We start from the raw sequence: 23,788 nt of genomic DNA, 5'->3' as shown, positions 1-23,788 counted from the left end.
AGGCGTGCGAACGCCGTTCGCATCGGAGGCTCCATGAAGATCTACAGTGCGGAGGCCGTCGCCGAGATCGAGGCGGGGACGGCCCTGGTTTCGGGTGCGGCCTGGTTCGGCGGCGATGATCCGATCGGCCTTTGGAGCGGCGACGGTCCCCTGGCCTTTTCGGTCAACGGCGTAAACCGGGCCTTCATCGGCATCGGCGAACGCGCCCTGGCGGGGGTGGCGGCCGGGGCGCTGGGCGGCGCCGAACAGGGGATCAGCCTGACGCTGTCCGGCATCGATGCGGATGTGGCCGGACAGCTGGACCTGGACAGTCTGCGCGGCCTGCCGGTCATCCTGTGGCGGCTGGTGTTCAACGGCACGGGGGCGCGTCTGCTGGACGCAAGGGTGCACCTGAGAGGCCGAGTGGACACCGCCCCGCTGGAGGATCAGATCGGCGGCGCATCGACGCTGACGATCAATATCGAGGGCGCCGCGCGCGGACAGGGTCGCCGTTCGGAACGGATGCGGACCGATGCGGACCAGCGGCTGATCAGCGCGACCGACACCGGGCTGAGCCGCGTCTCCTACGCCGGCGAAAAGACCATCTATGCCGGCGGCAAGCCGCCTGAGCGGGCGGGAACGGCCCTGGGCGGCGTCAGCGCCGGCCAGGCCGCCGCCCTGTCGCTGATGACCAAGGGGGTGTTCCGTGGCGCGTGATCCGCATGCCCTGATCGCGTTCCTGGAGGCGCGCGCCGACTGGACCTTCGGCTATGGGCCTGAGCCCCGGACGCATGATTGCGCCCGCTTCTTCTCGGCCGGCGTCGCGGCCGTCACCGGGGTGGCGCCGCTGGATCGGTTCGCCGGGCGCTGGACGACCGAACTGGGAGCGGCGCGAGTGCTGCGGCGGGCCGGCGGGCTGGACGCGGCGGTCAGCCGCATCATGACCGAAATCCCGATCACCCTAGCCCAGCGCGGCGACGGCGGACTGACGTCCGGCGACGCCCTGGTCCTGATCGAAGGCGAGACGGTCGTGGGCCTGAGCGAGCGGGGCTATTATCGCCTGCCGCGCCACGCCCTGCTGAAGGCCTGGACCATCGCCTGATGTCCAAGGTCGCGAAGTGGATTTTCCCCGCCGTCGGCGGCAAGGACGGAATCGTCGGCACGGCCAAGGCTGTGGTCGGCTTCATGACCGGCAACGCCGGCCTGGTCATGGACGGTTTTCGCCAGGTGGCGGGCATGGGCCGCAAGGGCGACGCCCAAGCCCGGCAGGCCAGCATTCTGACGCTCACGCTGGGGGAGACGCCGCGTGAAGCGGTGCTGGGACGGGTCTGCACGGCGGGGTCGCTGATCGACGTCTTCAACTTCGGCGGTCAGTACGGCACGGACAAGGTCACGCGCTGCATCGCCCTGGCGGACCACGCCATCGACGGGATCGAGGGCTTCTACGTCAATGAGGTCTATTACCCCTGGGTCGGGGAAGGGCAGCAGGCGGCGTTCAGCAACAAGCTGAGCTTTCACTTCCGCAATGCTTCGCCCGACGGCTATGAGCCGCCGCTGCACGTGCAGCAGAACGGCGGCTGGACCGCGACCGACCGCCTGTGCGGCGTCACCCACATCTGGATCGACTGGTATGTGGACGACAAGGTCTGGCCCCAGGGGCATCCGGAGTTCCGGTTCGTGCTGCGGGGCCTGCGCGTCTATGATCCCCGTTTCGACCCCCAGTTCGGCTATACGGGGCCCAACCCCCAGACCTGGGCGGATCGGTCCAGCCACCGGTTCAGCCGCAACGCCAAACTGCTGCGCTACGCCTATACGCGCGGGATCTTCGCCGAAGGCCACCACGGCGATCCGGCATATCTGCTGATCGGGCGCGGGCTGAGCGAGGAAGAGGCGCCGGCCGACCGGGTGATCGCCGACGCCAATCTGTGCGACGAACTGGTGGACGGGGTGGCCCGATACTGCGCTGACGGCGTGATCTCGGCGTCCCAGCCCTTTATCGAGGTGGACGGCATGTTCGCCGCCGCCATGGCCGGGCAGATCGTCCAGCGCGAGGGCACGGTGGACGTGGAGGCGGGGCAGGCCAAGGCCGTCGTCGCCACCATCACCGACGCGGACCTGGTGACGGGCGAGAAGGTCGGTTTCTCGCGCTTCCTGGGCGACCAGGACGGGGGGCGGCTGAACACCTTCATCGGCCGCTATATCGAGCCCCTGCTGGGGTGGAAGGATCACAGCGCGCCGGTCCTGCGCGATCTGAACGACATACAGGCGGACGGCGGGCCGCGCCCATCGACCCTGTCTTTGGCGCTGGTGACCGAGGTCAAGCAGTCGCTGCGGGTGACCGAGATCGCCCGTCGTCTGGCCCGGCTGGAGCGGCGCGGCAACATCGTCCTGCCGCCCCGGTTCGCGGGGCTGGAAGAAGGCGACTGGATCGCCTGGCAGAGCGCCCGCCGGCACAAGGGGGCGACGGTCCGTTACCGGATCGAAGCCTATCGCCAGCCCGAAAACTGGCGGCTGTATCTGACGCTGCGCGAGATCGCCTCCTCCGCATACGGCGTGCCCGATCCGTTCGAGGCCGTGGTGACGCCGCCGCCGGCGCCGACCCCGATCGACGCCCTGGCGCTGAGCGGCGTTACGGCCGAGGCGATCACCCTGCCGGGCGAGGACAGCGCCCTGCCGGCGGTTCGGCTGCGCTGGGACGCGCCGGTCGATGCGGCGGTTCTTGCCATTCGGGCCGAGGTTCGCCGGGTCGGAGAGACGGAAATCGCCCCGACCCGGACCGAGGCGGTCAACGACGGGATCATGGTGGCGACGAACGGGGTGGCGCCGAAGGCGTCGCTGGAGTGTCGCCTGGTTCCCATCGGCGATCCCTCGCGGCCCGTCCTGCCGTCGAACTGGATCACGGTCTCGACGTCCGGCGTCGTGGCGGGAGATCTGGGGCCGGGCAGTCCGGTCGTGAAGCGCATCGACGACATCGTGGTCGATGTGCAGGGGTTGACCGCCACCTATGGCTCGACCGCTGCGGCGGCCGTGAGTGCGGCGGCGGCGGACACGGCGCGAGCCCTGGCTGAGACCGCGAAACAGGGGGCCGTTGACGCCAAGAACGAGAGCGCCGCCCAGGCCGTGGCCTCTCAGACCGCGCGTCAGGGCAGCGAGACGGCGGCAGCGGCCTCTCAGTCCTCGGCCCAGACCGCCAGCACGAAGGCGGATGAGGCGGGTCAAAAGGCGTCGGCGGCCGAGGTGGCGCGCGCGGCGGCGGCGACCGAACGCGCCCTTGCGGAGTCGGCGCGAACTACAGCCGTGGCCGCCGCCGAGACGGCCACGGACGCCAGCGCGCAGGCGGAGCAAGCCTATGAGCTGGCGGCGAAGACCGGCGCTCTACGGCCAAACCTCGCGATCAACGGCGGACTGGAAGACGGCCTGACGGGTCTGAACGGCGCCGGCGCGGTGCTCTACATCGAAGATTCTGCGTCCTGGGGTCGGACCCTGCGAGTGACCCCTGACGGTCGGGCGACCTACATCGTCCTGTGGCCCACGATCAAGCATCAGCCGGGTGCGCAGATCACCATCAGCGGCGACAGCCTGATGTTCGCCGACAGCGGCGCCGCCTACTTCGACCTGGAAGCCCTGGACGCGACAGGCAATGTCCTGGCCGGCGGCGACGGGCCGCAAAGCCCCGTCGTCGGCGCCCATGACTTTTCCGACGATCCCAACCGCATCCAGCAGCATGCGTCGTCCTGGACGCCTCCGGCGGGGACGGTGGACCTTCGTCCGCGAGGGATATTCGAAAGCGTCGTGAACCCGACTGCCCTGGGGTTCCGGCGACTGAAGGTCGAGCAAGGCGGCCTTCCGGCGACCGCCTATACGGCGGAGCGTCAGGTCGCCGAGACGGTCGCTCGCCAGAAGGTCGAGGAGGCGGTCCGGGCGTCTCAGACGGCGGCTCTGGCGACCCGGCAGTCGTTGATGGAGGCGCAGGCATCGGCGCCCGCCAATGAGTTCGACGGCGCCGACATGTCGCAGGGTGTGCGGCCCTTCCCCCAGCGCTGGTCCGGCCCCGACAACATCCCGGTCACACGAGGGCTGAACGCCGATGGCTCCCTGTTCGTGCTGAAGACCGGCAACGGCAACGAATGGGCCGGAGTCGGTCTGCTGATGGGCTCGATCTCGCTCGCCGGCGGACCGCATAATCAGATCGCGGGCGCGCCGGGGGCTTGGCGGGTCTTCGCGGGCGAACGGATCGGCATCGCCGCCGATGTTCGGGCCTCGTCCAATACGTCCACGACGATGCTGCTTGTGCCGCGCTACTACAACGATGCGGGCGAGCAGATATCGGATCTAGCCCAGATTCGAGGGCAGAATTTCAACGGCACATATGAGCGGGTGGGCGCCGTCATCGACGTTCCGGGCAACGGCTATATCCAGATCGAAGCCTATCTGTTGCGCCAAGGCTATCAGCAGGGGCAGTACGCCGACGCCCATATCCGCAAACTGACCTTCGCGCGCATGGCCCCCAGCGCGACGGCGCTGCCAATCTACGGCGCGCCCGGCGGGGGCGTTATGGCCGCTCGGCTGACCAGCGCCGAAGGCGTGCTGGCGACGGTCGAGGGGCGTCAGCAGGCTTGGCTACAGAGGCGGGTTATCGCCGGATCGGCCGAGGCCTTTGCCGAGATGATGGCCCTGGACGAAAACGGCGTCCCGACTTCTGCGGTCAACGCCGGGGCCAGACGGATCGGCCTGTGGAACCCGGTGGACGGCGGCTGGATCGAGGTCGTGAGCGTCGCCGACGGTCGGGCTAAGATCGACGGGGCGGTGGACATCAACGTCGGGACGAACGCCGTGACGATCCGATCGGCCGCGACCGGCGCCCGCATTGAGATGACCGGCTCTCGACTGTCGATGTACGATGGTTAAGCGCAACACCATCGGCCTGCTGAGCAACGGCTCCTGGGGAATCGACATCAGCCTGCCCGGCGTCGACGTCGATACGGCCGCCCTGAGCCAGATGGCCTTCTCCTCGCGTTGGGCGAACGGCTCGGTCATCCATCAGACCGGCATCGTCACGAGTGTGTTCGACGACGGCGGCAAGACGGTTTCGTTTCCGGCCCTGCCCTATGTGCCCATGGTCTACCTGGTGGCCCGGCGGGACGACAACGGGACGATCCGGTCGTCGGTCCAGTATATGAACCTGAACTACAACGACCTGCGGTTCATGTTTCACCCCTTCTGCCGGGTGACGACCTCCAGCCTGTTCTTTGATTCCCAGCAGAACGGGCGGCTGCCGGGCATCAACTACGACTGCCGCTATGTGGTCTTCAAGACGCCTGGGGCTTGAGAGGGGGGAGCTTGAGTATGACGCGGAGACTCGTGATGGGCGATCTGGGGTCAGGGCCGTGGGCCGCCCGCATCAGCAAGCCGGGGGTGGACGCCCTGACCGGCGACCGCGCCCAGATGATGTTCGATTCCGATCTCGCCAGCACCCGCATCCTGATGGCCGGATCGGTGACCTCGTTCTTTTCTTCGTCCAACTCGCGGACACGGGTCGAGAACCAGACGGTGCAGCTGCCGGCCATCGACTATGAGCCGATCGTCTTCTGCGGCTTCATCAACCGGGTGTCGGACCAGGCGGGCAATGGAGTAGTCGATCCGCTGTCGGGGCAGAGGCTCGCGTCTCTGTGGTTCAGCGGCGTCACAAACGCCAATCCCAAGGACTATGCCGACTGGGCCTGGAACCCGTCGACCTATCAGCTGACGTTCAACGCCGAGTGCATCAACACCTGGTGGCCCTTCGCCCGTGCCGGCAGTCAGCCGATGATCTTTCGCTACATCGTCTTTTCGTCGCGGAGCAACTGAGGTGGTGGAGCGTATCAGGGTCGAGCCGGGCGTCTTTCGCATCAGCAAGCCGGGGGTGGACGTCGGCTCGGCCTCCGCGACCAGTCCGGACAACTTTATCCTGCATGAGGGCTATCAGAACCTCGGCGTCTTCATGACGGGGACGGCGACCCTGGCCGCCTACGCCGAGGACGGCAACGGCTCCTATAACGGGCAGACCATCCTCTATCCCTACGACCTGGGCTACATCCCACTGGTCATCGCCCATTGGTTGCTGCTGCCGGGCGAGGCTTTCGCCTCCTACGCCAACTCCGAAAGCTGGCGGTACATGGAGCCCGACGTCGAGACGACCGACCGGGGCTTCTATGTCTGGCCCATGCGCGACCGGCTGAGGTGCACTCGCTGGGGCAACTCAAGCCTTGGGGACGTGACGATCCGCTACACCGTTTTCTTCGCCAAGATGGGAGACGCCTGATGATCGTGGTCTATGACCAGCAGGGCCGCATCCAGTACACGGTGGATGATCCCTATCCGCCCGAACTGGAAGAGACCTATTCGGCGCTGGAGGCCGAGCAGGCGGATTTCAACTATCACGACGAGCCCCAGGCCGACATCATCGGCTGCTATGTGGACATGGTTGGGCGGGTGGTCACGCCGCGCCCTGAGATGGATGTGGCGGTGACGGGCGCTACGCTTTCGAACCTGCCGGCAGGCGCAACGGTGGCGGTGGATTCGGTTTTTGTGGTCGAGGACGCCCCGTCTGCGGTGACGCTGGAGGCCGTCGACGCAGGCGCCTATTCCGTCCGGGTCTCCAAATGGCCCTACTTGGATTTCGAGACGACGATGGAGCTGACGCCATGAAGCTGATTGTCAGCAAGCGCTCGGACCATCACTGGGCGCCGGTGCGCGCTGAACGCGACCGCCTGTTGGCCCTGACCGACGCCTATCTGACCGGCGACCGGCTGGATGAGACGCAGACGGAGACGCTGAAAACCTATCGCGCGAGGCTGCGGGATTTGCCGCAGAGCCAGGTATCGGCCGCCGATGTCGTCTGGCCCGACCTGCCGCCCTTCGTCAAAGACCCGACAGGGCCATCGAGGGTGTGAGCTCGCCCTGACGCATTTTCCGTCGATTGGAGACAGACCATGACCCAGACCAAAACTGATGAAGAACTGGCGACCGAGGCGCAATCCGCTCTTGACCAGGCTGCAGCCATCACGCGCGAGATCGCCGGCCGTCAACTGGCGAAGGTTCAGGCATTCGCCGACGCCATAGCGGCGGGCGACGTGGCGGCGGCGCGGATCGCCGCCGAGGGGTTGCCGGACCCAGCCGCCAGTCACGCCCGAAACTGGCTGACCGTCACGGAGGGCGTGCCGAGCCTGATCGCCGCCGAGATCGACCGACTGAAGACGGCGGCGGCCGAGCCCAGTTCGCCGTCTGATATGTCCCAAGCCTGACCGCCCGAACGGCGTCGAGGGGCTAGAGGTCCTTCGCCGGGCCGTCGGGTTCGTCGGGCTCGCCGTCGGCGTCCTTGTCGGTGAAGTGAGCGGGCTTGCCCCATCCCTCGATCCGTCCGGACACCGCAAACAGGGCGCCCGCCAAGATCACCGCGCCTATGCCGATCCAGATCAGTTCCATGTTCAGGCGTCCTCCCCGTTCCGGCGGCGGCTCTTGGTCGCGGACGCCGTCAAGACGATTGCGGCGATCAAGAGCGCCAGCAGCATTGTGGTCATGTCCATGACCGGGAAGCGCCCGCCCGTCCAGATCGGTTCCTTAAGCCGCCCCAACGGCTGTTTTCCCACGGCCTGACTCATGGAGGGGCGCATGTTCGACCCGCGCGACTTTGCAGCCTTCTGGGGCCTGTGCGGCGGCCTGATCGCGGGCGGTCTGGGCATGATCCCGGCCTATGGGTCCAAGGGCGCCACGCCCGAAGCTCGCCGTCGGGCCTGGCTGTCGCTGATGATCGGCGTCTTCGCCGGGCCGGTGGCGGCCGAGGCGGCGACGGCCTCGATCGTCGGCCTGGTCAAGGTGCTGGACGCGCGGGCCGTGGCCCTGGCGATCGGCTGGATGGCCGCCAACGATCCGCGGGCCTTCTTCTCTCTGGTGGGGCGCATCATCCGGGCGGCTTTGCGCGCCGCCATCGAAAGCAAGGAGGCGTCGTCATGACGCATCAAGCCTGGGTCGTTCTGACGGGCCTGCTGTTCCTCTCGTCCGGCGGGGTCATGACGGTCGTGTTCCGGCTGCTGGGACCGACCTATCACACACGGATCAGCGGCAGCTGGTTCCTGCGCCTGGTCGTCTTCCTGATCGCCGTCTTCCTGATGGTGCGGGGGGCGACGACCATCTTCCCCGGCCGGCTGGTGAAGGTGGAGCATATGAGCCCGCTGCTGCCGGTCGGGGCCCTGGTCGCCCTGGTCCTGACCCTGATCGTCCTGGACTTCGTGCAGCGGGATCGGAGCCCCCCGCCGTGGAGCGTTCACGCCCTGCGGGTTCTGGCCCTGTTGCGGCGCGACGACCTGGTCGCAGATCTGGCGATGAAGCTTCCACCGGCCGGGCTGCTGGATCGGCCGGTGTCGGACCGACCGTGCTTTCGGATCCGGCTGACGTTTCTGATGACGGCGGGGATTCTGGTCGCGGCCGGGGTTCTGGTCGTGGCGATCAACGGCCTGTTCGCCTGACGAACCGGGTTCGTGTCAGGAGGCGGTCACCGGGGCGGTCTTTGCGCCGGACGCGAATTCAATCTGCTCGACAATCCGGCTCTCGATCTTGTCCATATCCGGAGCTGAAACGGATCCGACAGCCTCCCCCGCCTCCCTCGTGTTGGGATTTCCGCCGATGAAGAGCGTCCCTGCCTCGTCCGCCCAGGCGGAGAGCCGTCGCTCCATTCCCCGTCCCTTGGCCAAGACGCTCAGGCCGCCGTTCGGCCAATAGAGGTCGTTGTCGTCAATGGTGACGGCCAGGCCCTCGGACAGTGAGCTGTTCAGTTGCGACACCAGCTGTTGGAGAAGAGGGCGAGCCGGAGCGAAGCCCGCTTTTGGCCCGGATGGCGGCGGCGGCGCGGGCGGCGTGCTGATTTGCTCGGCCTTCCATTTTTGCTGGGCGGCGACAGCTGCGGCAAGGCGTTCTGAGGTGTCAGTCATAGTGCTCCTCCGTCGGGCGTGTTCGGATATGTGTGCTGCGGACCGAGACCGCCAGGGTGAATATGTCCCGTTCGCGAACGGCGTGCGCGTCAGGCGAGGATTCGGGCGAGGGCGAAGGCGCCGATGGCGACCGCCAGCCACAGAGCCGCGCCGCCCAGGACGGCGGCCCACGGCCGTGACCGCCTGTTGTCGTTCTGAGGCTTCATGAGAGGCGCCTCAGCCGCTCGGCGGCGGCGCGATCGATGATCCGGCTGAGGATCGACGTCAGCTCAGGGTCGTGCGCCAGGTCGCAGTTGTAGAGAAGCTCGCGCGCGGTCCGCAGCACGGCCATGGGGTCTGGGCCCCTATCGAGCGCCTCCAGCGCCGCATCCAGGTCGACCGACGGCGTCGCTCCGCCGGGGTGACGGTTGGGATATCGGTCGCTCCAAGCGCTGAGGTTCGCCAATCGCAAACCCTGAACCAGTTCGTCGGGCGTCACGTGGTCAGGAAGTGCGCCGAAAGCGTGAGCGAAGGCGGCGAGGCGAGCCAAATCCAGGTTGACGACAAGCAGAACCGACATCGTAGAACCCCCGTCTTTCGCGACAACCATAGATGCGGCACATCACGACCACAAGTCACGCCTGACACGGCGTCACTAGGCGTCGTGGGGCGGTTTGGAAGACGAAACGCCGTTCATCTACGACTGGCCGAAAGGGCGCCGTCCCCGCCTCAGGCCGCTCGACAGCGGGGCGCTGAACATTTGGGCGGCGGGGCCGACCTGGTGCCCGCGTCAGTTCTATCCCGGCCCCTTGGACCCGTGGCCCTGCAAGCTCAATCCTTGCGCCGCCCAATGGCCGGACGGGGTGAACCCGGTCTGCCGGCTGCATCCAAAACATCCCAACACTGGAGAACTGACCATGCCGTATGTGCTGGGCGCGGTTTCGCGCGCCAATCTGAAGGGCGTCCACCCCGACCTGGTGCGGGTCGTGGAGCGCGCCATCTCGATCTCGAAGATCGACTTCAAGGTGATCGAGGGCGTCCGATCCCGAGAGCGGATGATGGAGAACTACGGCAAGGGCCGCACGGCCGCCCAACTGGCGGCGAAGGGCATTCCGGCGAAATACGCCCAGCCGTCGGTCGCGAAGGTGACGTGGCTTGCCGACCCGTTCAACTCCAAACACGCTGTCCAGAAGGACGGATACGGCCATGCCGTGGACTGTGTGATCGCCCCTTATGACTGGAAAGAGGGGCCGGGATGGCGGCTGATGTACGACGCCTTCATGGAGGCCGCTCGGATCGAGAAGGTCCGCGTCCGCTGGGGTCGCGACTGGGATGAGGACGGCGTGATCGGAGAGAAGGGCGAGAGCGATGGTCCGCACTTCGAGTTGGTCCGATGATCCGCGCGGCTCTCACCGCCCTCGCCCCCTGGGCGCTCGCCGCCGTCGTCGGCGCCCTGCTGTGGACCTGGACGCCGCTCATCGGCCCGGCCGCCCGCTACGCCCGTCTGGAGTCCGACCGCGACGCCAAGGCCGCCGCCGCCAAGGCGTGGGAGGCCCATGGGCGCGGCTGGATGGCCAGCTTCCACGCCGCCGAGGGCATCCGTCGCGATGAGCGCCAGAACAGCCGCATGGCGACTGAACAGCTGGCCGCCCAGTGCGACGCCCGCGTGGCCCAGGCCCGTCAATCCGCCCGCGTCATCGAACGCATCGTCACCAAGGAGCCGACCTATGATGAGACCCGTTGTCCTGTGCGCAGCCTCGTTGATCCTGGCGAGCTGCGGCGGGCGCTCCAGCCTGCCGACTGAGCCGATCGTCCCGCCGGCGGCGAAGGCGACGGACCCGCGCCTGTGCGCGCCGCTGAAGCCGGAGCCGCCGGTGGAAGGCTCGATCGTCCAGCCGGTGACGGCGGCCGAGGCGGACGCCACCCGCGATCACCTGGCCAGCGACGCCGAGGCGCGGGCCTGGGGCCGTGAGGGATGGGCGCGGGCGGCGGTCGCGGCGGAAGGCTGTGAGCCGCCGCCGGGCGCGCCGCTGAGGCCGGGGTAGGGTGTGATATTGCAGATTGCACAGGGCGCAATCATGTGTCTCCATGCCCAGGGAGGCATTTCTCCCCAGGAGGTATGACATGCTGAAGTCTATTCGCGCAGTTGGGATCGGGCTCGTCGCCGCCATGGCCGCAGCCTCCGCTGGACCGGCACTGGCCCTACCAGCTGAACATGAGTACTGGGTGTATTATTCTGACGCCACCTATCAGATGCGGACAGGCACCCTCGCTATCCATTGCACTGGCCGCATCGTGCGGACGGGGTACGAAACGGAATTCGCCGTTCTGGAAATCACCAAACCTTGCTTCGTATTTCCCGACCCGAGAGGTGGGGATCGCTGACTGAAAGGCCCGCTCTCTTCGGAGGGCGGGGCCTTCTTCGGTGAGAGCGAGTAAGGGTTGCGGGAGGTGCAATCTTGTGTCGTTATTCCGTCGGGAGATCGGCTCCCTCGGAGAAATGCGATGACTAGAACGCTCAAGACGATCGTTGCTTCCCTCGCGCTCATCGGCGCGTCACTGACTGCGCCGACGATGGCCAGCGCCGAAGACGAGGCTTGTTTGTTGCGAAGCGGGTGCTTCTTCACCAATACCGATACGGGCGGGTACTGGACGTGCCCTGGCCCCCAAGTCTACCAAGACTGTGTGACGCCCGCAGGCTGACGATCGTCCCGCCGGTCTGGCCTAGTATTCCGGCAATCCCGAGTAACTGAAGGCGAGCGCCGTCGCCCGCAGGGGCGGCGGCGCTCTTTTGCGTTCAGGGCAGATATTCGTCCAGGGCTTCCATCAGGGCCTTGCGCCCCGCGCTGAAGCGGGGCTGGGAAAGATAGTCGAGGCAGTCGCCCGGCGTCCCGTCCGGAAAGTCGGGGTCGGCCTTGGCGTCCCGCGCCAGGTCGCCGACCGGATCGTCTCGGTCGGCTTGGTCGAAAAGCCAGCGGGTGAAGCCGGCGGGCGACGGGGCGGCGTCGGTGATCAGCCGCGCCAAGGCGAGCGCATCGCGCCGCGCTGACGGAAGGGCGAGGCTGATATCGCCGCGTTCCACCGCCAGCGACAGAGACGCGCGCTCCAACGCCAGTTGGTGCCGATGCTTGAACTTCTTCCAGTCGTCGTCGCCCAGTTCCAGGTCGACATAGGCGGTCTTGCCCAGGCCCATGCGCTCGGCCATCTGGGCCTGGGTCAGGCGGGCGCGCTCCCGAAGGTCTTTCATTTCCTGAACGCTCATAATCACTCCTTCAGCGGCTGAGGATCAGGGCCGCCCCCTTTCGGAGGCGACCCCTTTCCGCTACATTCGGAACTTGACGGTCAGTCTAAGTCCGATCCAGCGGAGGACCAGTTTGAGGTGCAAGCTCATCTGGTTCTCCCTGCTTTCGTCAGCGGGATTGCTGACACGCTCTTTATGACCGGTTTCCGGTATTTATTCAAGCGATTTGACCGTTTTCCGGTATTTATTTCGCTTTCGACGCTGGACTGTGGTCGCGAGCGGAGCGATGGTCGGCTCATGGAAAACGCACAAACCATCGAGTTCTGGATCACCCGCAACGGTCGGCTGACGGCCGACGGCGAAGTGATCGGCCAGTTCGGCAGCGAGGCCGCCGCCGCCGACGTCGCCATCCGTTTCGCCCAGGATGCGGGGGTGTTCTACCGGATCTATTATTCGTTGTGAGCGGGCGGAGGCGAACCCCCGCCTTGTGCTCGGCTCGCGGCATGGCTTTACGAGGCCGTCGGTTCAATCCTTGCGGTTGGACTAAAGGGATTGATGGGTTATCAACCCACAATCTTCCTTGAGTCGTGTGGAGTCGATTTGCCGAGAGCCAGATGCGGCGCCTGAGCCCCACGCAGAAACTATATCACCAGCGCCGCGCTCGTAGGAATCTACGGTGGAAGCATCGGCTTAATCTGCCGAAAGTACTTCCCACACCAGACGGCCAGCGCTTTCTCAACAACGCAATGGAGGCGGGGTGGGTCATCCTTCCTGCTCCACGCGATCTGTCGTGGGCAGATACCAATCTGCACCGGCTATGCACCTATCTAGCGAAGATACGGCGTGAGGTCAGCCTACGCGGTCGGAAGGTCATCGTAGATCTCAGTCCTTGTTCGAAGATTTCGTCTCTAGCATGTATGATGTTGGCCGCAGAGATTGAGCGGTGTCAGCAACTGCATCCTGACTCGATCAACGGGTTAGATCCCTTGAACAAGAAAGCGAGGGCGATGCTCTATGCGATGGGATTCTATGAGCATCTGAAGATGAACCGGCCGCCTGTGACGGAGAGGGCACCACAGGCGATTCAAATACGCTCGGGATTAGGGTCTGACGAAACCATCGCTGCCGACGCTCACGAGGTCGCCGAGCTCGCGAACAAGGTTTTCGAGGACGACAATTTTGCAAAGCGAGTTCACTCGGCTCTCAACGAGGCGCTGGGCAATGTGCAGATGCATGCTTACGCCAACGAGGCAGGGGTTTCGCCTCTTGCAGGGCGATGGTGGATCGCCGGCCTGGTCGATCACAAGAACCACGAAGCCTACTTCTTCGCTCTGGATCACGGCGTCGGAATCCCCGCTACGGCCCCAAAGAGCATGGGGGAAGCACTGGCAAGCCGCTTGTCGGCGGTCGTCGGTACCGCCGTGGCTCGCGATCACCAGATTCTTCAAGCGGTAGTAGACGAGCGCCGAACCCGCACAAAGAAGGCCCAGCACGGCAAAGGCATCGCCTCTATGATCAGCCTAATCGAGCTGGCTGGTGAGGGCGAGTTTCGGATTTTCAGCGGGAAGGGGCTCTATCTCCTCGATTTTGTGAAGGGTGGAGCAACGGAACCTCAAGCTTTCGCGCTGCCTTTGGGCTATACATTCCCAGGTACGCTCATTATCTGGCGTGTAGCTGGGCCGGCTGAGAATGCGGAGTCCACGGGAGATGATGGCCAAAGTGATCAAAGTCGCGAGTGATTTCACGCGCTTCCCTTATGGGCGGTATCGGTCGCAAGGAAAATTCAGCGGCGAGGCCTTCCGAGACGATGTGCTTCTGCCTCTGCTGAAAGCGGGCCAATCTGTTGAGGTGGATCTTGATGGGACGAGCGGCCTGTCCCCCTCGTTCCTAGAAGAAGCCTTCGGAGGGTTGGTGCGCGCCGGCCTCGAGGTGGAGCGGATCTTGCAGCAGGTCAAAATCAAGTCCGACGATGATCCGTCCTACATCGATGAGGTGAAGGAGTACGTGCGCGACGCAGGCTTGGTGCACTGAAAGTTGGCCGATAGCCTGGGTGGAGCACTGACTGGCGCGCTGACGGGAGGCACGGTCAGTCTCTTGATGGGCATTGGACACGCCTACGCCAGACGCTTCATGGTGGCGGTAGACGCAGAACTCGGCCGTTTGGACGACTTAATCGACAGCGCCGTGGGCCTTGCAAAGGTTCGGGGCGGCGGGTTGGAGGCCGGATCCACCGACACTGCCGCCCTCTTTGAACGTCGGTACAGGCTGGGGCGAAATTTGAAGCGCCTTATGGGAACTCGGCCGGGGTACGCAAACGTTGCCACCTGCCTTGCGCTGTTCTCTCGTCATCTGGCCAAGTTTGACCCGTGTGAGGGCGACGCCTCTCTCGCGTCTCCCGATGAGATCGAGGCTGACGGGCAAGCGCTCAGGCGAGCCGTATGCGCTGTTGCAGGAAAGAATTGGTACTGGCGATATTTCAGGTCTCTTTAGGTCTTTATCTTAGCGCCGCCAACGCTCCGTCCGGCAGCGCCCGCTGAAGGGCCTTCGTCTCTGACCACGGCGCCGTCATCCACGTCTCGATCTCGTCCGGCTGCGTCAGGATTACCGGCATGGCCTTGGGGTGGACCGACTTAACCGGCTCGCTGGGGTCGGTCGTCAGGAAGGCGAAGAGGTCGGCGGTTTCCCAGCCGGTCTTGATCTTGCGCACGCCCTGCCAGCCCTGAAGGTGGATGCCGGCGAAGAAGGCCAGGGGCTCGGGATCGTCGCCGGCCAGCTTGAACCACACCGGCCGGTATTTGCCGGCGGCGTCGCGGCCAGGCTCGCTGAAGGCCGTGAAGGGGACCAGGCAACGGTGGGCCGGCTCCAGCCAGCGTTTCCAATGGGCCGAGGCGGTGTTGCGGACATTGGTCGTGCCGCTGTCCGGCTCCCTCTTCAGCAGCTCCTGAAAGTCGAACTCGGTCCCCTTGGCGCGCAGCTTGTCCGCGCGCTTGGTCGCCGCTTCATAGACGGCCCTGGACGACGACGGCATGCCCCAGCGGGCCAGGGCCAGTTCGCGCACGCCGTTCGCATCATTCCGGACGATCGGCGCGGCGTAATCAGGATAGATGTCGCCCGGCGCCAGGTTGCCGACCGAGGACGTCATGGCCTTTGCCATGTCCATGATGGCCTGGGGGCCGGTGCGCTGGCGATAAAGGTTGCACATGGGCGAACGCTGACACGGCGCGTCAGGTTTGTGGAGTCCGCCGCGCCGCCCTCTGGGCCGCGCGTCGGCTTTGGACCTGTCGATAGGTGAACAGCCAGTCGCTGTGCGCCTGAAACCGCGCGGCCCCGTCTGGGGTCAGCAGCCATTGGGCGCGAAGGCCCCGGTGGATCTGAAACCGGATCATGCCCAGGCAGTCGCCGTTGGTGCAGAACGGCAGGCGATCGACCAGGGAGAAGTCGCGCCCCTTAACGGCGGCGATGCGCTGCAGATCGACGTCGGCGAAGTCGCCGCAGCACTCACAGTGGCGCGTGGTCCGGATTCCCTCATCGATCAGCTCGCCGACGGTGCATCGCGGGATCACGTCGCTGGCGACAGCAGACCCAGCCTGGCGGCGTCGGCGATCAGGCGGGCGTTCTCGGCCGGGTGCAGATAGACCACGTTCGAGCCCGGCGCCGGCGTCGGCGGCAAATCCGGATGCGGCGGCGGGCAGCCGGTGCGCGCGTCCAGTTCGGCGATCAGCTGCAGGCGCTCGTAAAGAGAAAGGGTTCGAGGCGAACCCGGTTCGTCGGTCTTCATCCGTTCCTCCTCCATTCATTCCGCTCCACGTCCGGGGCGGGATCGGCGCGTTGCCGCGCGCCGATCTGCGGGCCGAACCCCGCACGACCAGGACCGATCGGCCGCCCGGTCGATCGCCGCCCCCGCTCACGCGAGCCGGGGACTCCTAACCGTGCGAAAGGCGACTCCGCAAATGAATTGTTCTCGTAATGTTCTCATCGTCACCCAGCGGCCCGTGGCGCCGTGCGAGCCGCCGGCCGCCTGGCTGGGCGGCAAGCGGAACCTGGCCCGCCGCATCTGTCAGGTGCTGGCCGCCACGCCGCACGACGCCTATGCCGAGCCCTTCATCGGCATGGGCGGCGTGTTTCTGCGGCGCCGGGTTCGGCCGGCCGTCGAGGTGATCAACGACCTGAGCGGCGACGTCGTGACCCTGTTTCGCGTGGCCCAGCGCTTCCCCGAAGCCCTGATCCGCGAACTGGCCTGGCGTCCGGCCGCGCGGGCCGAGTTCCAACGGTTGCGCGAGACGCCCGACGCGGATCTTCTGGACATCGAACGGGCCGCCCGTTTCCTGTATCTCCAGACCCTGGGCTTCGGCGGCAAGGTGGCGGGGCGGTCGTTCGGCGTCAGCCCCAGCAGCCCCCACAACTTCGACCTGACCAAGATCGAGCCCCGGATTCGCCAGCTGCACGACCGCATGGCCGGGGTGGTGATCGAGAACCTGGACTGGCTGGCCTTCATCACCCGGTACGACCGGCCGGGGACGCTGTTCTATCTCGATCCGCCGTACTGGGGCGGGGAGGGCGACTACGGCGCCGACATGTTTTCGCGCGACGATTTCCAGCGGATGGCGGACAAGCTGCAGGGTATCGCCGGCCGGTTCCTGCTGTCCATCAACGACCGGCCGGAGATCCGCGAGATGTACGCCTGGGCGGAGGTAGAGGCGGTGAAGACGACCTACTCGGTCGCCGGCGGGGACAAGGCGTCAACGGCGGCGGAGTTGTTGATCGGGAAGGGCGTGGAGTTGGCGCCGGCGGCGGCGCAGCCTGGTCTCTTCTAGCAGGCGATCTTGATCGCTGGAGATGTGGGTCTAAGGATGATCCCGCCTCCAGTCACCACCTTCCCCTTGTTCTCCGACATCGACGGTTCGGCCACAGGCGCAACCGGTACGCCCCTGCGGCGTTCACCGGCGGACAACCTTGACCGGAGAATTCGCATGACCATCCGCAAGTCGATGCTGCTGACCGTCGCCGCCGCCTTCGCCCTGGGGGCCGCCGCCTGCACCCAGGCGGAGCAGGAAAAGACCGAGGCCCATGCCGAGGCGGCCGCCGACAACACCGCCGAGGCGGCGTCCCAGGCCGGAGAAGTGATCGAATCCGGCGCCATGAAGGCGGCTCAGGCGGTCGAGAGCGGGGCCGGCAAGGTCGCCGACAAGCTGGAGGAAAACCAGGCCGAGGCCGCCGCCGAAGGTCGGCCGGGCGCCGTGGACCCCGCGACCGACCGGCGCGTGCCCGACGAAAACTGAGGCTCCGCCCGGATCAGGCGGCGGGCGCGCCTTCCGCCAGCAGGGCGTCGATCAGGGCGTGGGCCTCGGGACTGTTCCAGTCGGCCTCGCCCGCAAAGATCGCGCGGATGCGGCCTTCGCGATCCAGGAAGACGGTCTGGGGCATCTTGCCCTTGCCCGGAAACTCGAACGGCAGTTGGAAGCGGATGTCGCTGTACAGCGGCAGAGGCTCGTGCACGTCGATGAAGCTCCTGGCGTCGGCCAGGGCGTCGGCGGTGGCGTCGACATTGATCGGCAGGACGATCAGGTCCTCGTTGGTCTGATAGGACCGGGCCAGGGCCGCCAGGGTGGGCATTTCGGTGCGGCAGGGGGCGCACCACATGGCCCATAGATTGACGACCACCACCTTGCCCTTGAAGGCCGAAAACCGCACGGCCGTGCCGTTGCGGTCGCGGAACATATATTCGGGCGCGGGCTTGAGTTCGGACGGCGTCTGGAGCGCCGCCAGCGGCCCGACGGCGAACCGGGCCAGATCGCTTTTTGCGACGGGCGTCGTCTGGGGTTGCGCCTTCTGCCTATGATTGGCGTATAGCGACATCGCCAAGCCGCCGGCGCCGGCGAGCGTGCTGATCAGCACCAGAGCGCCGACGACCGCCCAGATCGCCTTTCTCGAGCCACTCATGACCGACGCCGCCTCCGATACCGCCCAAGTCGATGCTTCTAAGGCCCCGGCGAAGCCCGCAGGTCAAGACATGTGGGGCGGCCGCTTTTCGTCGCGCCCCGCCGAGATCATGCAGGCGATCAACGTCTCCATCGGGGTGGACCGGCGTCTGTGGCGTCAGGATCTGGCCGGATCGCGCGCCCATTGTCGGATGCTGGCCAAACAGGGCGTGATCCAGTCGGCGGACGCCGAGGCCATTCTGAAGGGGCTGGACGCCGTCGAGGCTGAGATTCTGAACGGAACCTTCCCCTTCCGCGACCAGTTCGAGGACATCCACATGAATGTGGAGGCCCGACTGTCCGAGCTGATCGGCGAGCCGTCGGGGCGGCTGCACACCGCCCGCAGCCGCAACGACCAGGTGGCCCTGGACTTCCGCCTGTGGGTCCGCGACGCCTGCGACCGCTCGACCGCCCAGCTGAAGGCCTTGCAGGCCGCGCTTCTGGACCGGGCCGAACAGCATGCGGCCGACCTGATGCCCGGCTTCACCCATCTGCAGACCGCCCAGCCTGTGACCCTGGGCCATCATCTGATGGCCTATGTCGAAATGTTCGGCCGCGACGCGGGCCGGTTCGCCGACGCCCGGACGCGGATGAACGAAAGCCCCCTGGGCGCAGCGGCGCTCGCCGGTTCGCCCTTCCCGATCGACCGCCATATGACGGCGGCGGAACTGGGTTTCGACCGGCCGATGGCCAATTCGCTGGACGCCGTCTCGGACCGCGACTTCGCCCTGGAAAGCCTGGCCGCCGCCTCGATCACGGCGGGCCACCTGTCGCGCCTGGCGGAAGAGATCGTGGTCTGGATGACGCCGATGTTCGGCTTCGCCACCCTGCCCGACGACCTGACCACCGGTTCGTCGATCATGCCGCAGAAGCGCAATCCCGACGCCGCCGAACTGGTTCGGGCCAAGACCGGCCGGATCATGGGCTCGCTGGTCGCCCTGTCCACCGTAATGAAGGGCCTGCCGCTGGCCTATTCCAAGGACATGCAGGAGGACAAGCCGCCGGTGTTCGAGGCGTTCGACGCCCTGGACCTGGCCCTGGTCGCCATGACGGCCATGGTCTCGGCCTTGCGGCCCAATACCGAACGGATGGCGGCCGCAGCCGGCGCCGGCTTTTCGACCGCGACGGACCTCGCCGACTGGCTGGTGCGCGAACTGAACCTGCCCTTCCGCAAGGCGCACCACGTCACGGGCGCGGCGGTGAAACAGGCCGAGGCCCTGGGCGTGGACCTGTCGCAACTGCCGCTGGAAGAAATGCAGAAACTCGAGCCGGGGATCACGGAAGCGGTTTACAAGGTGCTGACCGCCGAGGCTTCGTGCCGGAGCCGTCAGAGCTATGGCGGCACCGCGCCGGAACAGGTCCGCGCGCGTATCGCCGACTGGAGAGCCCGCCTATGAAGAAGACCATGATCCTCGCGGGCCTGCTCGCCCTGTCGGTCGCCGGCTGCGGTCGTATGGCCGATCTGGAATCGCCCAGGCGCGAGACCGAGCGGGCGCCCCGCAGCAGCCGCGCCCCCAGCCTGCCCGAGCCGGCGACCATCAACCGGCCGTCCAGCAGCGTGCCGATCGACGGCGGCCCCTCCAATCCCTTCGGCGCCAATCCCGCCGCCAACGACCCCCGCTAGGCCGCCTTGCACCATTTCGATCTCAAGAACGGCGCCTTGCACGCCGAGGGCGCGCCGCTGGAGCTGATCGCCGACGAGGTGGGCACGCCCGTCTATGTCTATTCGACCGCGACGCTGAAGCGGCACTACGGCCTGCTGCGCGCCGCCGCCGACGCCCACCGCGACGCCCTGGGCGAGGCCCTGATCGCCTTTGCGGTCAAGGCCAACTCCAACCTTTCGGTCCTGGCGACCCTGGCCCGGCTGGGTTCGGGCGCCGATACGGTTTCGGAAGGGGAGATCCGCCGGGCCCTGGCTGCGGGGGTGCCGGCCGACAAGATCATCTTCTCCGGCGTCGGCAAGACCGACATGGAGATCGCCTTCGCCATCAGCGTCGGGGTGCGCCAGATCAATATCGAGTCCGGGGCCGAACTGGACCGGCTGATCGCCGTCGCCGCCTTGATGCAGGCCGCCCCGGCCGTCGCCGTGCGGGTCAATCCGAATGTCGGGGCCGGCGGCCACGCCAAGATCACGACGGGCGGCAAGGGCGACAAGTTCGGCGTTCCGGTCGAGGAGGCGATGGCGCTCTACGCCCGCGCCTCGGCCTCGCCCCACGCCACGCCCGTGGGCCTGGCCTGTCATATCGGCAGCCAGATCACCGACCTGGCGCCGCTGGAGGCGGCCTTCACGATCCTGGCCGACATGACCCGCGAGCTGAGACGCCAGGGCCACGCCGTGACCCGGCTCGACCTGGGCGGCGGTCTGGGCGTGCCCTACGCCGGGGGAACGGAGCCGCCGTCTCCGGCCGACTATGTCGCCATGGCGGCCCGCGTCCTGGCGGAGCTGGAGGTCGAGGCGGCTTTCGAGCCCGGCCGTCTTCTGGCCGCCAACGCCGGGGTGCTGCTGAGCCAGGTGATCCAGGTCAATGAACGCTCGGACGGCCGCCGCTTCCTGGTGCTGGACGCGGCGATGAACGATCTGATGCGTCCGGCCCTGTATGACGCCTATCACGACATCCGCCCGGTCAATCCCCGGCCCGGCGCGGCCCGACCCTATGATGTGGTCGGCCCCGTGTGCGAGACCGGCGACACCTTCGCCCGCGAGCGGCTCCTGCCGCCGCTGGAGCCCGAGGATCTGGTGGTCTTCACCGGCGCCGGCGCCTATGGGGCCGTCATGGCCAGCGAGTACAACAGCCGACCCCTGGTCCCCGAGGTTCTGGTGGACGGCGAGCAGTGGGCGGTGATCCGCCCCCGCCCCACCTATGAGGAGATGCTGGACCGCGAGCCTTTCGCCGACTGGCTGTAGGGGCGATTTGGGCTCGACTGTTATAAAGTAACAAGCTATAGGGCCGGTCATGTCCCCGCCGTCCGACCCGCCTGTCCTGTTGTCTCTCCTGGGAGGCGGCTTCGTCGCGGCCTTCCTGCATGCGGCCCTCCCGACCCACTGGCTGCCCTTCACCCTGGTGGGGCGGGCGCAGGGCTGGCGCGCGTCGCGGGTGCTGGCGGTGGTGGCCGTCGCCGGCCTGGCCCATATCGCCACCACCGCCCTGGTCGGCGGGCTGATCGTGGCGGCGGGCCTGGCGCTCGAGCGCTGGGTGGAGGGTCTGCTGCCGCATCTGGCCGCCGTCCTGCTGTTCCTGTTCGGCGCCTTCTATCTGGCGCGGGCCACGCTGAAACGCCCGGCCGTGGCGGGCGGCCCCGCGTTGGAGATCGCCGCCCCCGCCGTGTCGGACAAGGCGGCCTTCCTGGGGCTGGTGGCGATGATGGCCGTGTCCCCGGGCGAGGTTCTGCTGCCCATCTATCTGTCTTCGGCCTCGGAGGGGATGGCGGCCCTGGCCCTGTTGACCCTGATCTTCGCCCTGGGCACCATCGCCGGCATGGCCGTCTTCACGGCCCTGGCCAGCGCGGGCGCCTCGATCCTGCGGCTGGAGCGATGGGCGCGCTATGAAGGCGCGGTGCTGGGCCTGGCCCTGATCGGCCTGGGGCTGCTGGTCGCGCTGCACCAGCATTGATGGGATATTACATGATAACATTCAAAGCGTTATCATGTAGCAGCTTCGCTGTTTGCGGAATTGGCGTATAGGCGAGAGCCATGACAGCCCAGCCCGAAAGCCCCTCCGCCCACCACGACCATGATCACGACCATGATCATGCGCACGACGGTCATCACCACGCGCACGGGGGACGTCATCATCACCATCACGGCCACGGGCACGCCCATGGCCCCGTGGACACAGGAGACTGGCGCTACGCCGTCGGCCTGGCGGTCAATCTGGCCTTTGTGGTCTGCGAATTCGCGGCCGGGCTGATCGCGGATTCCACCGCTCTCCTGGCCGACGCCGGCCATAATCTGTCGGATGTCCTGGGCCTGGCCATGGCCGGCGGGGCGGCCTGGCTGGCGCGGCGCGGGGCGCACGGGGCGGCGGGCGGACGGAGCACCTACGGTTTCGGCAAGGCGACGGTCCTGGCGGCCCTGGCCAACGCCGTGCTGCTGATCTTCGCCTGCGGCGCCATCGCCTTCGAGGCCGTGCGGCGGTTTGCGGAACCGGCGCCGGTCGGCTCGGGCGTCATCATGACGGTGGCCGCCGTCGGCTTCATCATCAATCTGGGCACGGCCCTGCTGTTCATGAAGTCCCAGCACGATCTGAACGCGCGCGGCGCCTATCTGCACATGATGGCCGACGCGGGGGTGTCTTTGGGCGTCGTCCTCGCGGGGGGCATGATTCTGCTGACCGGCTGGTCCGTGGTCGATCCGATCGTCAGCCTGGTCATCGTCGCCGTCATCCTGTGGTCGACCTGGGGCCTGCTGAAGGACTCGGTCCATCTGGCGATGGACGGGGCGCCGGACGACGTCGACATGACGGCGCTGGAACAGGGACTGTGCGCCCTGCCGGGCGTGCGCGCGGTGCACGACCTTCACGTCTGGGCCCTGTCCACGACCGAGACCGCCCTGACGGCCCACCTGGTCCACGACCGGCCGGACGGCGATACGCTTCTGCGAGAGGCCCAGGGTGTGGCGCGACGCCATGCGATCCGCCACACCACGCTCCAGCTGGAGAACGAACCCCTGCCGGACTGTCCGGGGTGTTGAGCCGCTGCGCTTAAGCCTGATCGAAGGTCAGCGGGGCGCCCCAGAAGCGGGCGATCAGGTCCGACTGAGGCCCGGCCTGGCCGGTGGTCAGGAAGTCGCGGCGGCCGCCGTCGCCCAGGGCGTATTCGGGATGGCGGGCGAAATAGCGATCCAGGGCGTCGGCCACCGCCGTCGGCTGTTCGATCAGGGCCGTCCCAGGCGGCAGGGCGGCGGCGAACAGTTCGGCGATGATCTCATAGTGGGTGCAGCCCAATATGGCCTTGTCCGGGTGGCGGCCGATGCGGCGGCGCAGCGCGTCCACGTGATCATTGACCACGACCGTCAGTTCTTCGACCGGGGCGCCCAGTTCGATCAGGCCGGCCAGGCCGGGGCAGGGTTCGCAGAAGACGGCGATGTCCTCGCGCCGTTTGTCGATCTCGATCTCGAACACGCGGCTGATGGCGGTGGCGGCGGTGCAGAAGACGCCGGTGATGTCCACCGCCTGGATCTTTTCGCCCTCCTGGGGGCGTTCGGCCTCGAAACTCCAGGGCAGGCCCGTCGCGGCCTCGATGGTGGGCACGATGATGCCCAGCACGTTCACAGGTCGGCCCAGCCGTTCGCGCAGGCCGGGGATCCAGGTCTGTTGCAGGCGACGCAGGGCGATGGCGCTGGCGGTGTTGCAGGCCAGGACCACGACCGAGGCGCCGGCCTCGAACAGCCGCTCGCACCCGGCCTTGGTCAGATCGACGATCTCCTCGCCGCCGCGCCCGCCGTAGGGGGCGTGGGCCTGGTCCGCCAGATAGACGAAGTCGCGCTGCGGGAACCGCCGCGTCAGTTCACGATGGACGGTCAGGCCGCCCACGCCGGAGTCGAAAACGCCAATAGCCATAGGCGCGCTTTAGAACAGTGCGACGACGTATCCAACCCGATCGGCGAGAAGATTGCGTCTCTGTCAGGTGACGCGCGATCCATGTGC

At 67.0% G+C, this 23,788-nt stretch carries 35 protein-coding genes; 25 read left to right on the top strand and 10 right to left on the bottom strand.

The features are described 5' to 3' along the window. Positions 1-33 precede the first annotated feature (33 nt). From BSP_RS01210 to BSP_RS01170, 9 genes are read left to right on the top strand one after another with little or no spacing between them, the layout of a single operon-like run. Complete coding sequence (locus tag BSP_RS01210; RefSeq protein ID WP_152949034.1) at positions 34-696, top strand: hypothetical protein; 663 nt, start codon at positions 34-36, stop codon at positions 694-696. Continuing rightward, entirely contained in the window at positions 686-1,081 is a 396-nt protein-coding gene (locus BSP_RS01205; RefSeq protein ID WP_152949033.1) for a hypothetical protein, read from the top strand. The genes BSP_RS01210 and BSP_RS01205 overlap by 11 nt, the downstream gene beginning before the upstream one ends. Then, positions 1,081-4,887, top strand: a complete 3,807-nt coding sequence (locus BSP_RS01200; RefSeq protein WP_152949032.1) for a hypothetical protein — start codon at positions 1,081-1,083, stop codon at positions 4,885-4,887. Before BSP_RS01205 ends, BSP_RS01200 begins: the two co-directional genes overlap by 1 nt. Then, positions 4,880-5,308, top strand: coding sequence for a hypothetical protein (locus BSP_RS01195; protein WP_152949031.1), 429 nt, complete (start codon positions 4,880-4,882; stop codon positions 5,306-5,308). The genes BSP_RS01200 and BSP_RS01195 overlap by 8 nt, the downstream gene beginning before the upstream one ends. Before the next feature lie 17 nt (positions 5,309-5,325). Then, the gene (locus BSP_RS01190; protein ID WP_152949030.1) at positions 5,326-5,826 is read left to right on the top strand and encodes a hypothetical protein; all 501 of its coding nucleotides are present in this window, start codon (positions 5,326-5,328) and stop codon (positions 5,824-5,826) included. Between the two features lies 1 nt (position 5,827). Continuing rightward, complete coding sequence (locus BSP_RS01185; protein ID WP_152949029.1) at positions 5,828-6,280, top strand: hypothetical protein; 453 nt, start codon at positions 5,828-5,830, stop codon at positions 6,278-6,280. Further along, entirely contained in the window at positions 6,280-6,666 is a 387-nt protein-coding gene (locus BSP_RS01180) for a PEGA domain-containing protein (protein ID WP_152949028.1), read from the top strand. The genes BSP_RS01185 and BSP_RS01180 overlap by 1 nt, the downstream gene beginning before the upstream one ends. Continuing rightward, positions 6,663-6,911, top strand: coding sequence for a phage tail assembly chaperone (locus BSP_RS01175; RefSeq protein ID WP_194166989.1), 249 nt, complete (start codon positions 6,663-6,665; stop codon positions 6,909-6,911). The genes BSP_RS01180 and BSP_RS01175 overlap by 4 nt, the downstream gene beginning before the upstream one ends. 39 nt (positions 6,912-6,950) lie before the next feature. Then, positions 6,951-7,262: a hypothetical protein gene (locus tag BSP_RS01170; protein ID WP_152949026.1), complete on the top strand. Its 312-nt coding sequence runs from the start codon at positions 6,951-6,953 to the stop codon at positions 7,260-7,262. Between the two features lie 22 nt (positions 7,263-7,284). Here the strand turns inward: BSP_RS01170 and BSP_RS01165 are convergent, their stop codons facing one another. Both BSP_RS01165 and BSP_RS01160 read right to left on the bottom strand, forming a co-directional pair. Beyond that, positions 7,285-7,443, bottom strand: coding sequence for a hypothetical protein (locus BSP_RS01165; protein WP_152949025.1), 159 nt, complete (start codon positions 7,441-7,443; stop codon positions 7,285-7,287). A 2-nt stretch (positions 7,444-7,445) separates the two neighbouring features. Continuing rightward, entirely contained in the window at positions 7,446-7,619 is a 174-nt protein-coding gene (locus tag BSP_RS01160; protein WP_152949024.1) for a hypothetical protein, read from the bottom strand. A gap of 10 nt (positions 7,620-7,629) precedes the next feature. On the opposite strand from BSP_RS01160, the gene BSP_RS01155 reads away from it, so the two are divergent. Both BSP_RS01155 and BSP_RS01150 read left to right on the top strand, forming a co-directional pair. Continuing rightward, positions 7,630-7,971 carry a hypothetical protein gene (locus BSP_RS01155; RefSeq protein ID WP_152949023.1) on the top strand — a complete coding sequence of 114 codons (342 nt, stop codon included), beginning with the start codon at positions 7,630-7,632 and terminating at the stop codon, positions 7,969-7,971. Then, positions 7,968-8,483, top strand: a complete 516-nt coding sequence (locus tag BSP_RS01150; protein WP_152949022.1) for a hypothetical protein — start codon at positions 7,968-7,970, stop codon at positions 8,481-8,483. The genes BSP_RS01155 and BSP_RS01150 overlap by 4 nt, the downstream gene beginning before the upstream one ends. Positions 8,484-8,498: 15 nt before the next feature. On the opposite strand, the gene BSP_RS01145 is transcribed toward BSP_RS01150, so the two are convergent. Together BSP_RS01145 and BSP_RS01140 are read right to left on the bottom strand one after the other, a co-directional pair. Then, positions 8,499-8,945 carry a hypothetical protein gene (locus BSP_RS01145; RefSeq protein ID WP_152949021.1) on the bottom strand — a complete coding sequence of 149 codons (447 nt, stop codon included), beginning with the start codon at positions 8,943-8,945 and terminating at the stop codon, positions 8,499-8,501. 202 nt (positions 8,946-9,147) lie between these two features. Further along, positions 9,148-9,504 (bottom strand): hypothetical protein, encoded by a 357-nt coding sequence (locus BSP_RS01140; RefSeq protein ID WP_152949020.1) that lies wholly within the window; start codon positions 9,502-9,504, stop codon positions 9,148-9,150. 337 nt (positions 9,505-9,841) lie between these two features. On the opposite strand from BSP_RS01140, the gene BSP_RS01135 reads away from it, so the two are divergent. From BSP_RS01135 to BSP_RS01120, 4 genes are all read left to right on the top strand, one after another. After that, positions 9,842-10,321 carry a M15 family metallopeptidase gene (locus tag BSP_RS01135; RefSeq protein WP_152949019.1) on the top strand — a complete coding sequence of 160 codons (480 nt, stop codon included), beginning with the start codon at positions 9,842-9,844 and terminating at the stop codon, positions 10,319-10,321. Further along, positions 10,318-10,728: a hypothetical protein gene (locus BSP_RS01130; RefSeq protein ID WP_152949018.1), complete on the top strand. Its 411-nt coding sequence runs from the start codon at positions 10,318-10,320 to the stop codon at positions 10,726-10,728. The genes BSP_RS01135 and BSP_RS01130 overlap by 4 nt, the downstream gene beginning before the upstream one ends. Next, positions 10,652-10,969 carry a hypothetical protein gene (locus BSP_RS01125; RefSeq protein WP_152949017.1) on the top strand — a complete coding sequence of 106 codons (318 nt, stop codon included), beginning with the start codon at positions 10,652-10,654 and terminating at the stop codon, positions 10,967-10,969. Before BSP_RS01130 ends, BSP_RS01125 begins: the two co-directional genes overlap by 77 nt. A 79-nt stretch (positions 10,970-11,048) precedes the next feature. Next, positions 11,049-11,309, top strand: a complete 261-nt coding sequence (locus tag BSP_RS01120; protein ID WP_152949016.1) for a hypothetical protein — start codon at positions 11,049-11,051, stop codon at positions 11,307-11,309. 412 nt (positions 11,310-11,721) lie between these two features. Here BSP_RS01120 and BSP_RS01115 read toward each other — a convergent pair whose 3' ends face one another. Continuing rightward, on the bottom strand, positions 11,722-12,186 hold the full coding sequence (locus tag BSP_RS01115) for a YozE family protein (protein WP_152949015.1): 465 nt from the start codon (positions 12,184-12,186) through the stop codon (positions 11,722-11,724). 117 nt (positions 12,187-12,303) lie between these two features. Between BSP_RS01115 and BSP_RS01110 the strand changes: the two genes are divergently transcribed. From BSP_RS01110 to BSP_RS01100, 3 genes are all read left to right on the top strand, one after another. After that, a complete protein-coding gene (locus tag BSP_RS01110; protein WP_152949014.1) occupies positions 12,304-12,627 on the top strand; it encodes a hypothetical protein in 324 nt (107 codons plus the stop codon). A 524-nt stretch (positions 12,628-13,151) separates the two neighbouring features. Continuing rightward, positions 13,152-13,904 (top strand): hypothetical protein, encoded by a 753-nt coding sequence (locus BSP_RS01105; RefSeq protein ID WP_152949013.1) that lies wholly within the window; start codon positions 13,152-13,154, stop codon positions 13,902-13,904. Continuing rightward, on the top strand, positions 13,873-14,196 hold the full coding sequence (locus BSP_RS01100) for an STAS-like domain-containing protein (protein ID WP_227976007.1): 324 nt from the start codon (positions 13,873-13,875) through the stop codon (positions 14,194-14,196). Before BSP_RS01105 ends, BSP_RS01100 begins: the two co-directional genes overlap by 32 nt. Before the next feature lie 463 nt (positions 14,197-14,659). Here the strand turns inward: BSP_RS01100 and BSP_RS01095 are convergent, their stop codons facing one another. From BSP_RS01095 to BSP_RS01085, 3 genes are read right to left on the bottom strand one after another with little or no spacing between them, the layout of a single operon-like run. Beyond that, a complete protein-coding gene (locus tag BSP_RS01095; RefSeq protein WP_152949012.1) occupies positions 14,660-15,367 on the bottom strand; it encodes an SOS response-associated peptidase in 708 nt (235 codons plus the stop codon). Between the two features lie 22 nt (positions 15,368-15,389). Beyond that, positions 15,390-15,728: a hypothetical protein gene (locus BSP_RS01090; RefSeq protein WP_152949011.1), complete on the bottom strand. Its 339-nt coding sequence runs from the start codon at positions 15,726-15,728 to the stop codon at positions 15,390-15,392. Beyond that, positions 15,725-15,943 carry a hypothetical protein gene (locus BSP_RS01085; protein WP_152949010.1) on the bottom strand — a complete coding sequence of 73 codons (219 nt, stop codon included), beginning with the start codon at positions 15,941-15,943 and terminating at the stop codon, positions 15,725-15,727. The genes BSP_RS01090 and BSP_RS01085 overlap by 4 nt, the downstream gene beginning before the upstream one ends. A gap of 172 nt (positions 15,944-16,115) precedes the next feature. Between BSP_RS01085 and BSP_RS01080 the strand changes: the two genes are divergently transcribed. Further along, a complete protein-coding gene (locus tag BSP_RS01080; RefSeq protein ID WP_152949009.1) occupies positions 16,116-16,979 on the top strand; it encodes a DNA adenine methylase in 864 nt (287 codons plus the stop codon). A 156-nt stretch (positions 16,980-17,135) separates the two neighbouring features. After that, positions 17,136-17,444: a hypothetical protein gene (locus BSP_RS01075; protein ID WP_054764086.1), complete on the top strand. Its 309-nt coding sequence runs from the start codon at positions 17,136-17,138 to the stop codon at positions 17,442-17,444. Positions 17,445-17,457: 13 nt separating this feature from the next. Here BSP_RS01075 and BSP_RS01070 read toward each other — a convergent pair whose 3' ends face one another. Further along, complete coding sequence (locus tag BSP_RS01070) at positions 17,458-18,105, bottom strand: TlpA disulfide reductase family protein (RefSeq protein ID WP_152949008.1); 648 nt, start codon at positions 18,103-18,105, stop codon at positions 17,458-17,460. Between BSP_RS01070 and argH the strand changes: the two genes are divergently transcribed. From argH to BSP_RS01045, 5 genes are all read left to right on the top strand, one after another. Then, positions 18,104-19,540 carry an argininosuccinate lyase gene (argH, locus tag BSP_RS01065; RefSeq protein WP_191558112.1) on the top strand — a complete coding sequence of 479 codons (1,437 nt, stop codon included), beginning with the start codon at positions 18,104-18,106 and terminating at the stop codon, positions 19,538-19,540. The genes BSP_RS01070 and argH overlap by 2 nt on opposite strands. Next, positions 19,537-19,767: a hypothetical protein gene (locus BSP_RS01060; RefSeq protein ID WP_152949007.1), complete on the top strand. Its 231-nt coding sequence runs from the start codon at positions 19,537-19,539 to the stop codon at positions 19,765-19,767. The genes argH and BSP_RS01060 overlap by 4 nt, the downstream gene beginning before the upstream one ends. Positions 19,768-19,773: 6 nt before the next feature. Continuing rightward, positions 19,774-21,048, top strand: coding sequence for a diaminopimelate decarboxylase (gene lysA / locus BSP_RS01055; protein ID WP_152949006.1), 1,275 nt, complete (start codon positions 19,774-19,776; stop codon positions 21,046-21,048). Between the two features lie 49 nt (positions 21,049-21,097). Continuing rightward, on the top strand, positions 21,098-21,754 hold the full coding sequence (locus BSP_RS01050; protein WP_152949005.1) for a hypothetical protein: 657 nt from the start codon (positions 21,098-21,100) through the stop codon (positions 21,752-21,754). 80 nt (positions 21,755-21,834) lie between these two features. Beyond that, complete coding sequence (locus BSP_RS01045) at positions 21,835-22,833, top strand: cation diffusion facilitator family transporter (RefSeq protein ID WP_152949004.1); 999 nt, start codon at positions 21,835-21,837, stop codon at positions 22,831-22,833. 10 nt (positions 22,834-22,843) lie between these two features. On the opposite strand, the gene BSP_RS01040 is transcribed toward BSP_RS01045, so the two are convergent. After that, a complete protein-coding gene (locus BSP_RS01040; protein WP_054764079.1) occupies positions 22,844-23,701 on the bottom strand; it encodes a glutamate racemase in 858 nt (285 codons plus the stop codon). Between the last annotated feature and the right edge of the window lie 87 nt (positions 23,702-23,788).

It is taken from the genome of Brevundimonas sp. Bb-A, from assembly GCF_009394735.1.
GTDB lineage: Bacteria > Pseudomonadota > Alphaproteobacteria > Caulobacterales > Caulobacteraceae > Brevundimonas > Brevundimonas aurantiaca.
Note: the sequence above shows the minus strand (reverse complement) of the source record. Positions and strands in the feature narration are given on the sequence as shown.

Excerpts from the sequence above, each read along its gene's own strand:
- BSP_RS01120 (WP_152949016.1), top strand. The coding sequence starts at position 11,049 with ATGCTGAAGTCTATTCGCGCAGTTGGGATCGGGCTCGTCGCCGCCATG.
- BSP_RS01140 (WP_152949020.1), bottom strand. The coding sequence starts at position 9,504 with ATGTCGGTTCTGCTTGTCGTCAACCTGGATTTGGCTCGCCTCGCCGCC.
- BSP_RS01050 (WP_152949005.1), top strand. The coding sequence starts at position 21,098 with ATGTCCCCGCCGTCCGACCCGCCTGTCCTGTTGTCTCTCCTGGGAGGC.
- BSP_RS01135 (WP_152949019.1), top strand. The coding sequence starts at position 9,842 with ATGCCGTATGTGCTGGGCGCGGTTTCGCGCGCCAATCTGAAGGGCGTC.
- BSP_RS01170 (WP_152949026.1), top strand. The coding sequence starts at position 6,951 with ATGACCCAGACCAAAACTGATGAAGAACTGGCGACCGAGGCGCAATCC.
- BSP_RS01175 (WP_194166989.1), top strand. The coding sequence starts at position 6,663 with ATGAAGCTGATTGTCAGCAAGCGCTCGGACCATCACTGGGCGCCGGTG.
- BSP_RS01200 (WP_152949032.1), top strand. The coding sequence starts at position 1,081 with ATGTCCAAGGTCGCGAAGTGGATTTTCCCCGCCGTCGGCGGCAAGGAC.
- BSP_RS01150 (WP_152949022.1), top strand. The coding sequence starts at position 7,968 with ATGACGCATCAAGCCTGGGTCGTTCTGACGGGCCTGCTGTTCCTCTCG.
- BSP_RS01155 (WP_152949023.1), top strand. The coding sequence starts at position 7,630 with ATGTTCGACCCGCGCGACTTTGCAGCCTTCTGGGGCCTGTGCGGCGGC.
- BSP_RS01145 (WP_152949021.1), bottom strand. The coding sequence starts at position 8,945 with ATGACTGACACCTCAGAACGCCTTGCCGCAGCTGTCGCCGCCCAGCAA.
- BSP_RS01070 (WP_152949008.1), bottom strand. The coding sequence starts at position 18,105 with ATGAGTGGCTCGAGAAAGGCGATCTGGGCGGTCGTCGGCGCTCTGGTG.
- BSP_RS01130 (WP_152949018.1), top strand. The coding sequence starts at position 10,318 with ATGATCCGCGCGGCTCTCACCGCCCTCGCCCCCTGGGCGCTCGCCGCC.
- BSP_RS01195 (WP_152949031.1), top strand. The coding sequence starts at position 4,880 with ATGGTTAAGCGCAACACCATCGGCCTGCTGAGCAACGGCTCCTGGGGA.
- BSP_RS01075 (WP_054764086.1), top strand. The coding sequence starts at position 17,136 with ATGACCATCCGCAAGTCGATGCTGCTGACCGTCGCCGCCGCCTTCGCC.
- BSP_RS01085 (WP_152949010.1), bottom strand. The coding sequence starts at position 15,943 with ATGAAGACCGACGAACCGGGTTCGCCTCGAACCCTTTCTCTTTACGAG.
- BSP_RS01165 (WP_152949025.1), bottom strand. The coding sequence starts at position 7,443 with ATGGAACTGATCTGGATCGGCATAGGCGCGGTGATCTTGGCGGGCGCC.
- BSP_RS01125 (WP_152949017.1), top strand. The coding sequence starts at position 10,652 with ATGATGAGACCCGTTGTCCTGTGCGCAGCCTCGTTGATCCTGGCGAGC.
- BSP_RS01100 (WP_227976007.1), top strand. The coding sequence starts at position 13,873 with ATGATGGCCAAAGTGATCAAAGTCGCGAGTGATTTCACGCGCTTCCCT.
- argH (WP_191558112.1), top strand. The coding sequence starts at position 18,104 with ATGACCGACGCCGCCTCCGATACCGCCCAAGTCGATGCTTCTAAGGCC.
- BSP_RS01160 (WP_152949024.1), bottom strand. The coding sequence starts at position 7,619 with ATGAGTCAGGCCGTGGGAAAACAGCCGTTGGGGCGGCTTAAGGAACCG.
- BSP_RS01190 (WP_152949030.1), top strand. The coding sequence starts at position 5,326 with ATGACGCGGAGACTCGTGATGGGCGATCTGGGGTCAGGGCCGTGGGCC.
- BSP_RS01210 (WP_152949034.1), top strand. The coding sequence starts at position 34 with ATGAAGATCTACAGTGCGGAGGCCGTCGCCGAGATCGAGGCGGGGACG.
- BSP_RS01045 (WP_152949004.1), top strand. The coding sequence starts at position 21,835 with ATGACAGCCCAGCCCGAAAGCCCCTCCGCCCACCACGACCATGATCAC.
- BSP_RS01040 (WP_054764079.1), bottom strand. The coding sequence starts at position 23,701 with ATGGCTATTGGCGTTTTCGACTCCGGCGTGGGCGGCCTGACCGTCCAT.
- BSP_RS01180 (WP_152949028.1), top strand. The coding sequence starts at position 6,280 with ATGATCGTGGTCTATGACCAGCAGGGCCGCATCCAGTACACGGTGGAT.
- BSP_RS01095 (WP_152949012.1), bottom strand. The coding sequence starts at position 15,367 with ATGTGCAACCTTTATCGCCAGCGCACCGGCCCCCAGGCCATCATGGAC.
- BSP_RS01115 (WP_152949015.1), bottom strand. The coding sequence starts at position 12,186 with ATGAGCGTTCAGGAAATGAAAGACCTTCGGGAGCGCGCCCGCCTGACC.
- BSP_RS01080 (WP_152949009.1), top strand. The coding sequence starts at position 16,116 with ATGAATTGTTCTCGTAATGTTCTCATCGTCACCCAGCGGCCCGTGGCG.
- BSP_RS01060 (WP_152949007.1), top strand. The coding sequence starts at position 19,537 with ATGAAGAAGACCATGATCCTCGCGGGCCTGCTCGCCCTGTCGGTCGCC.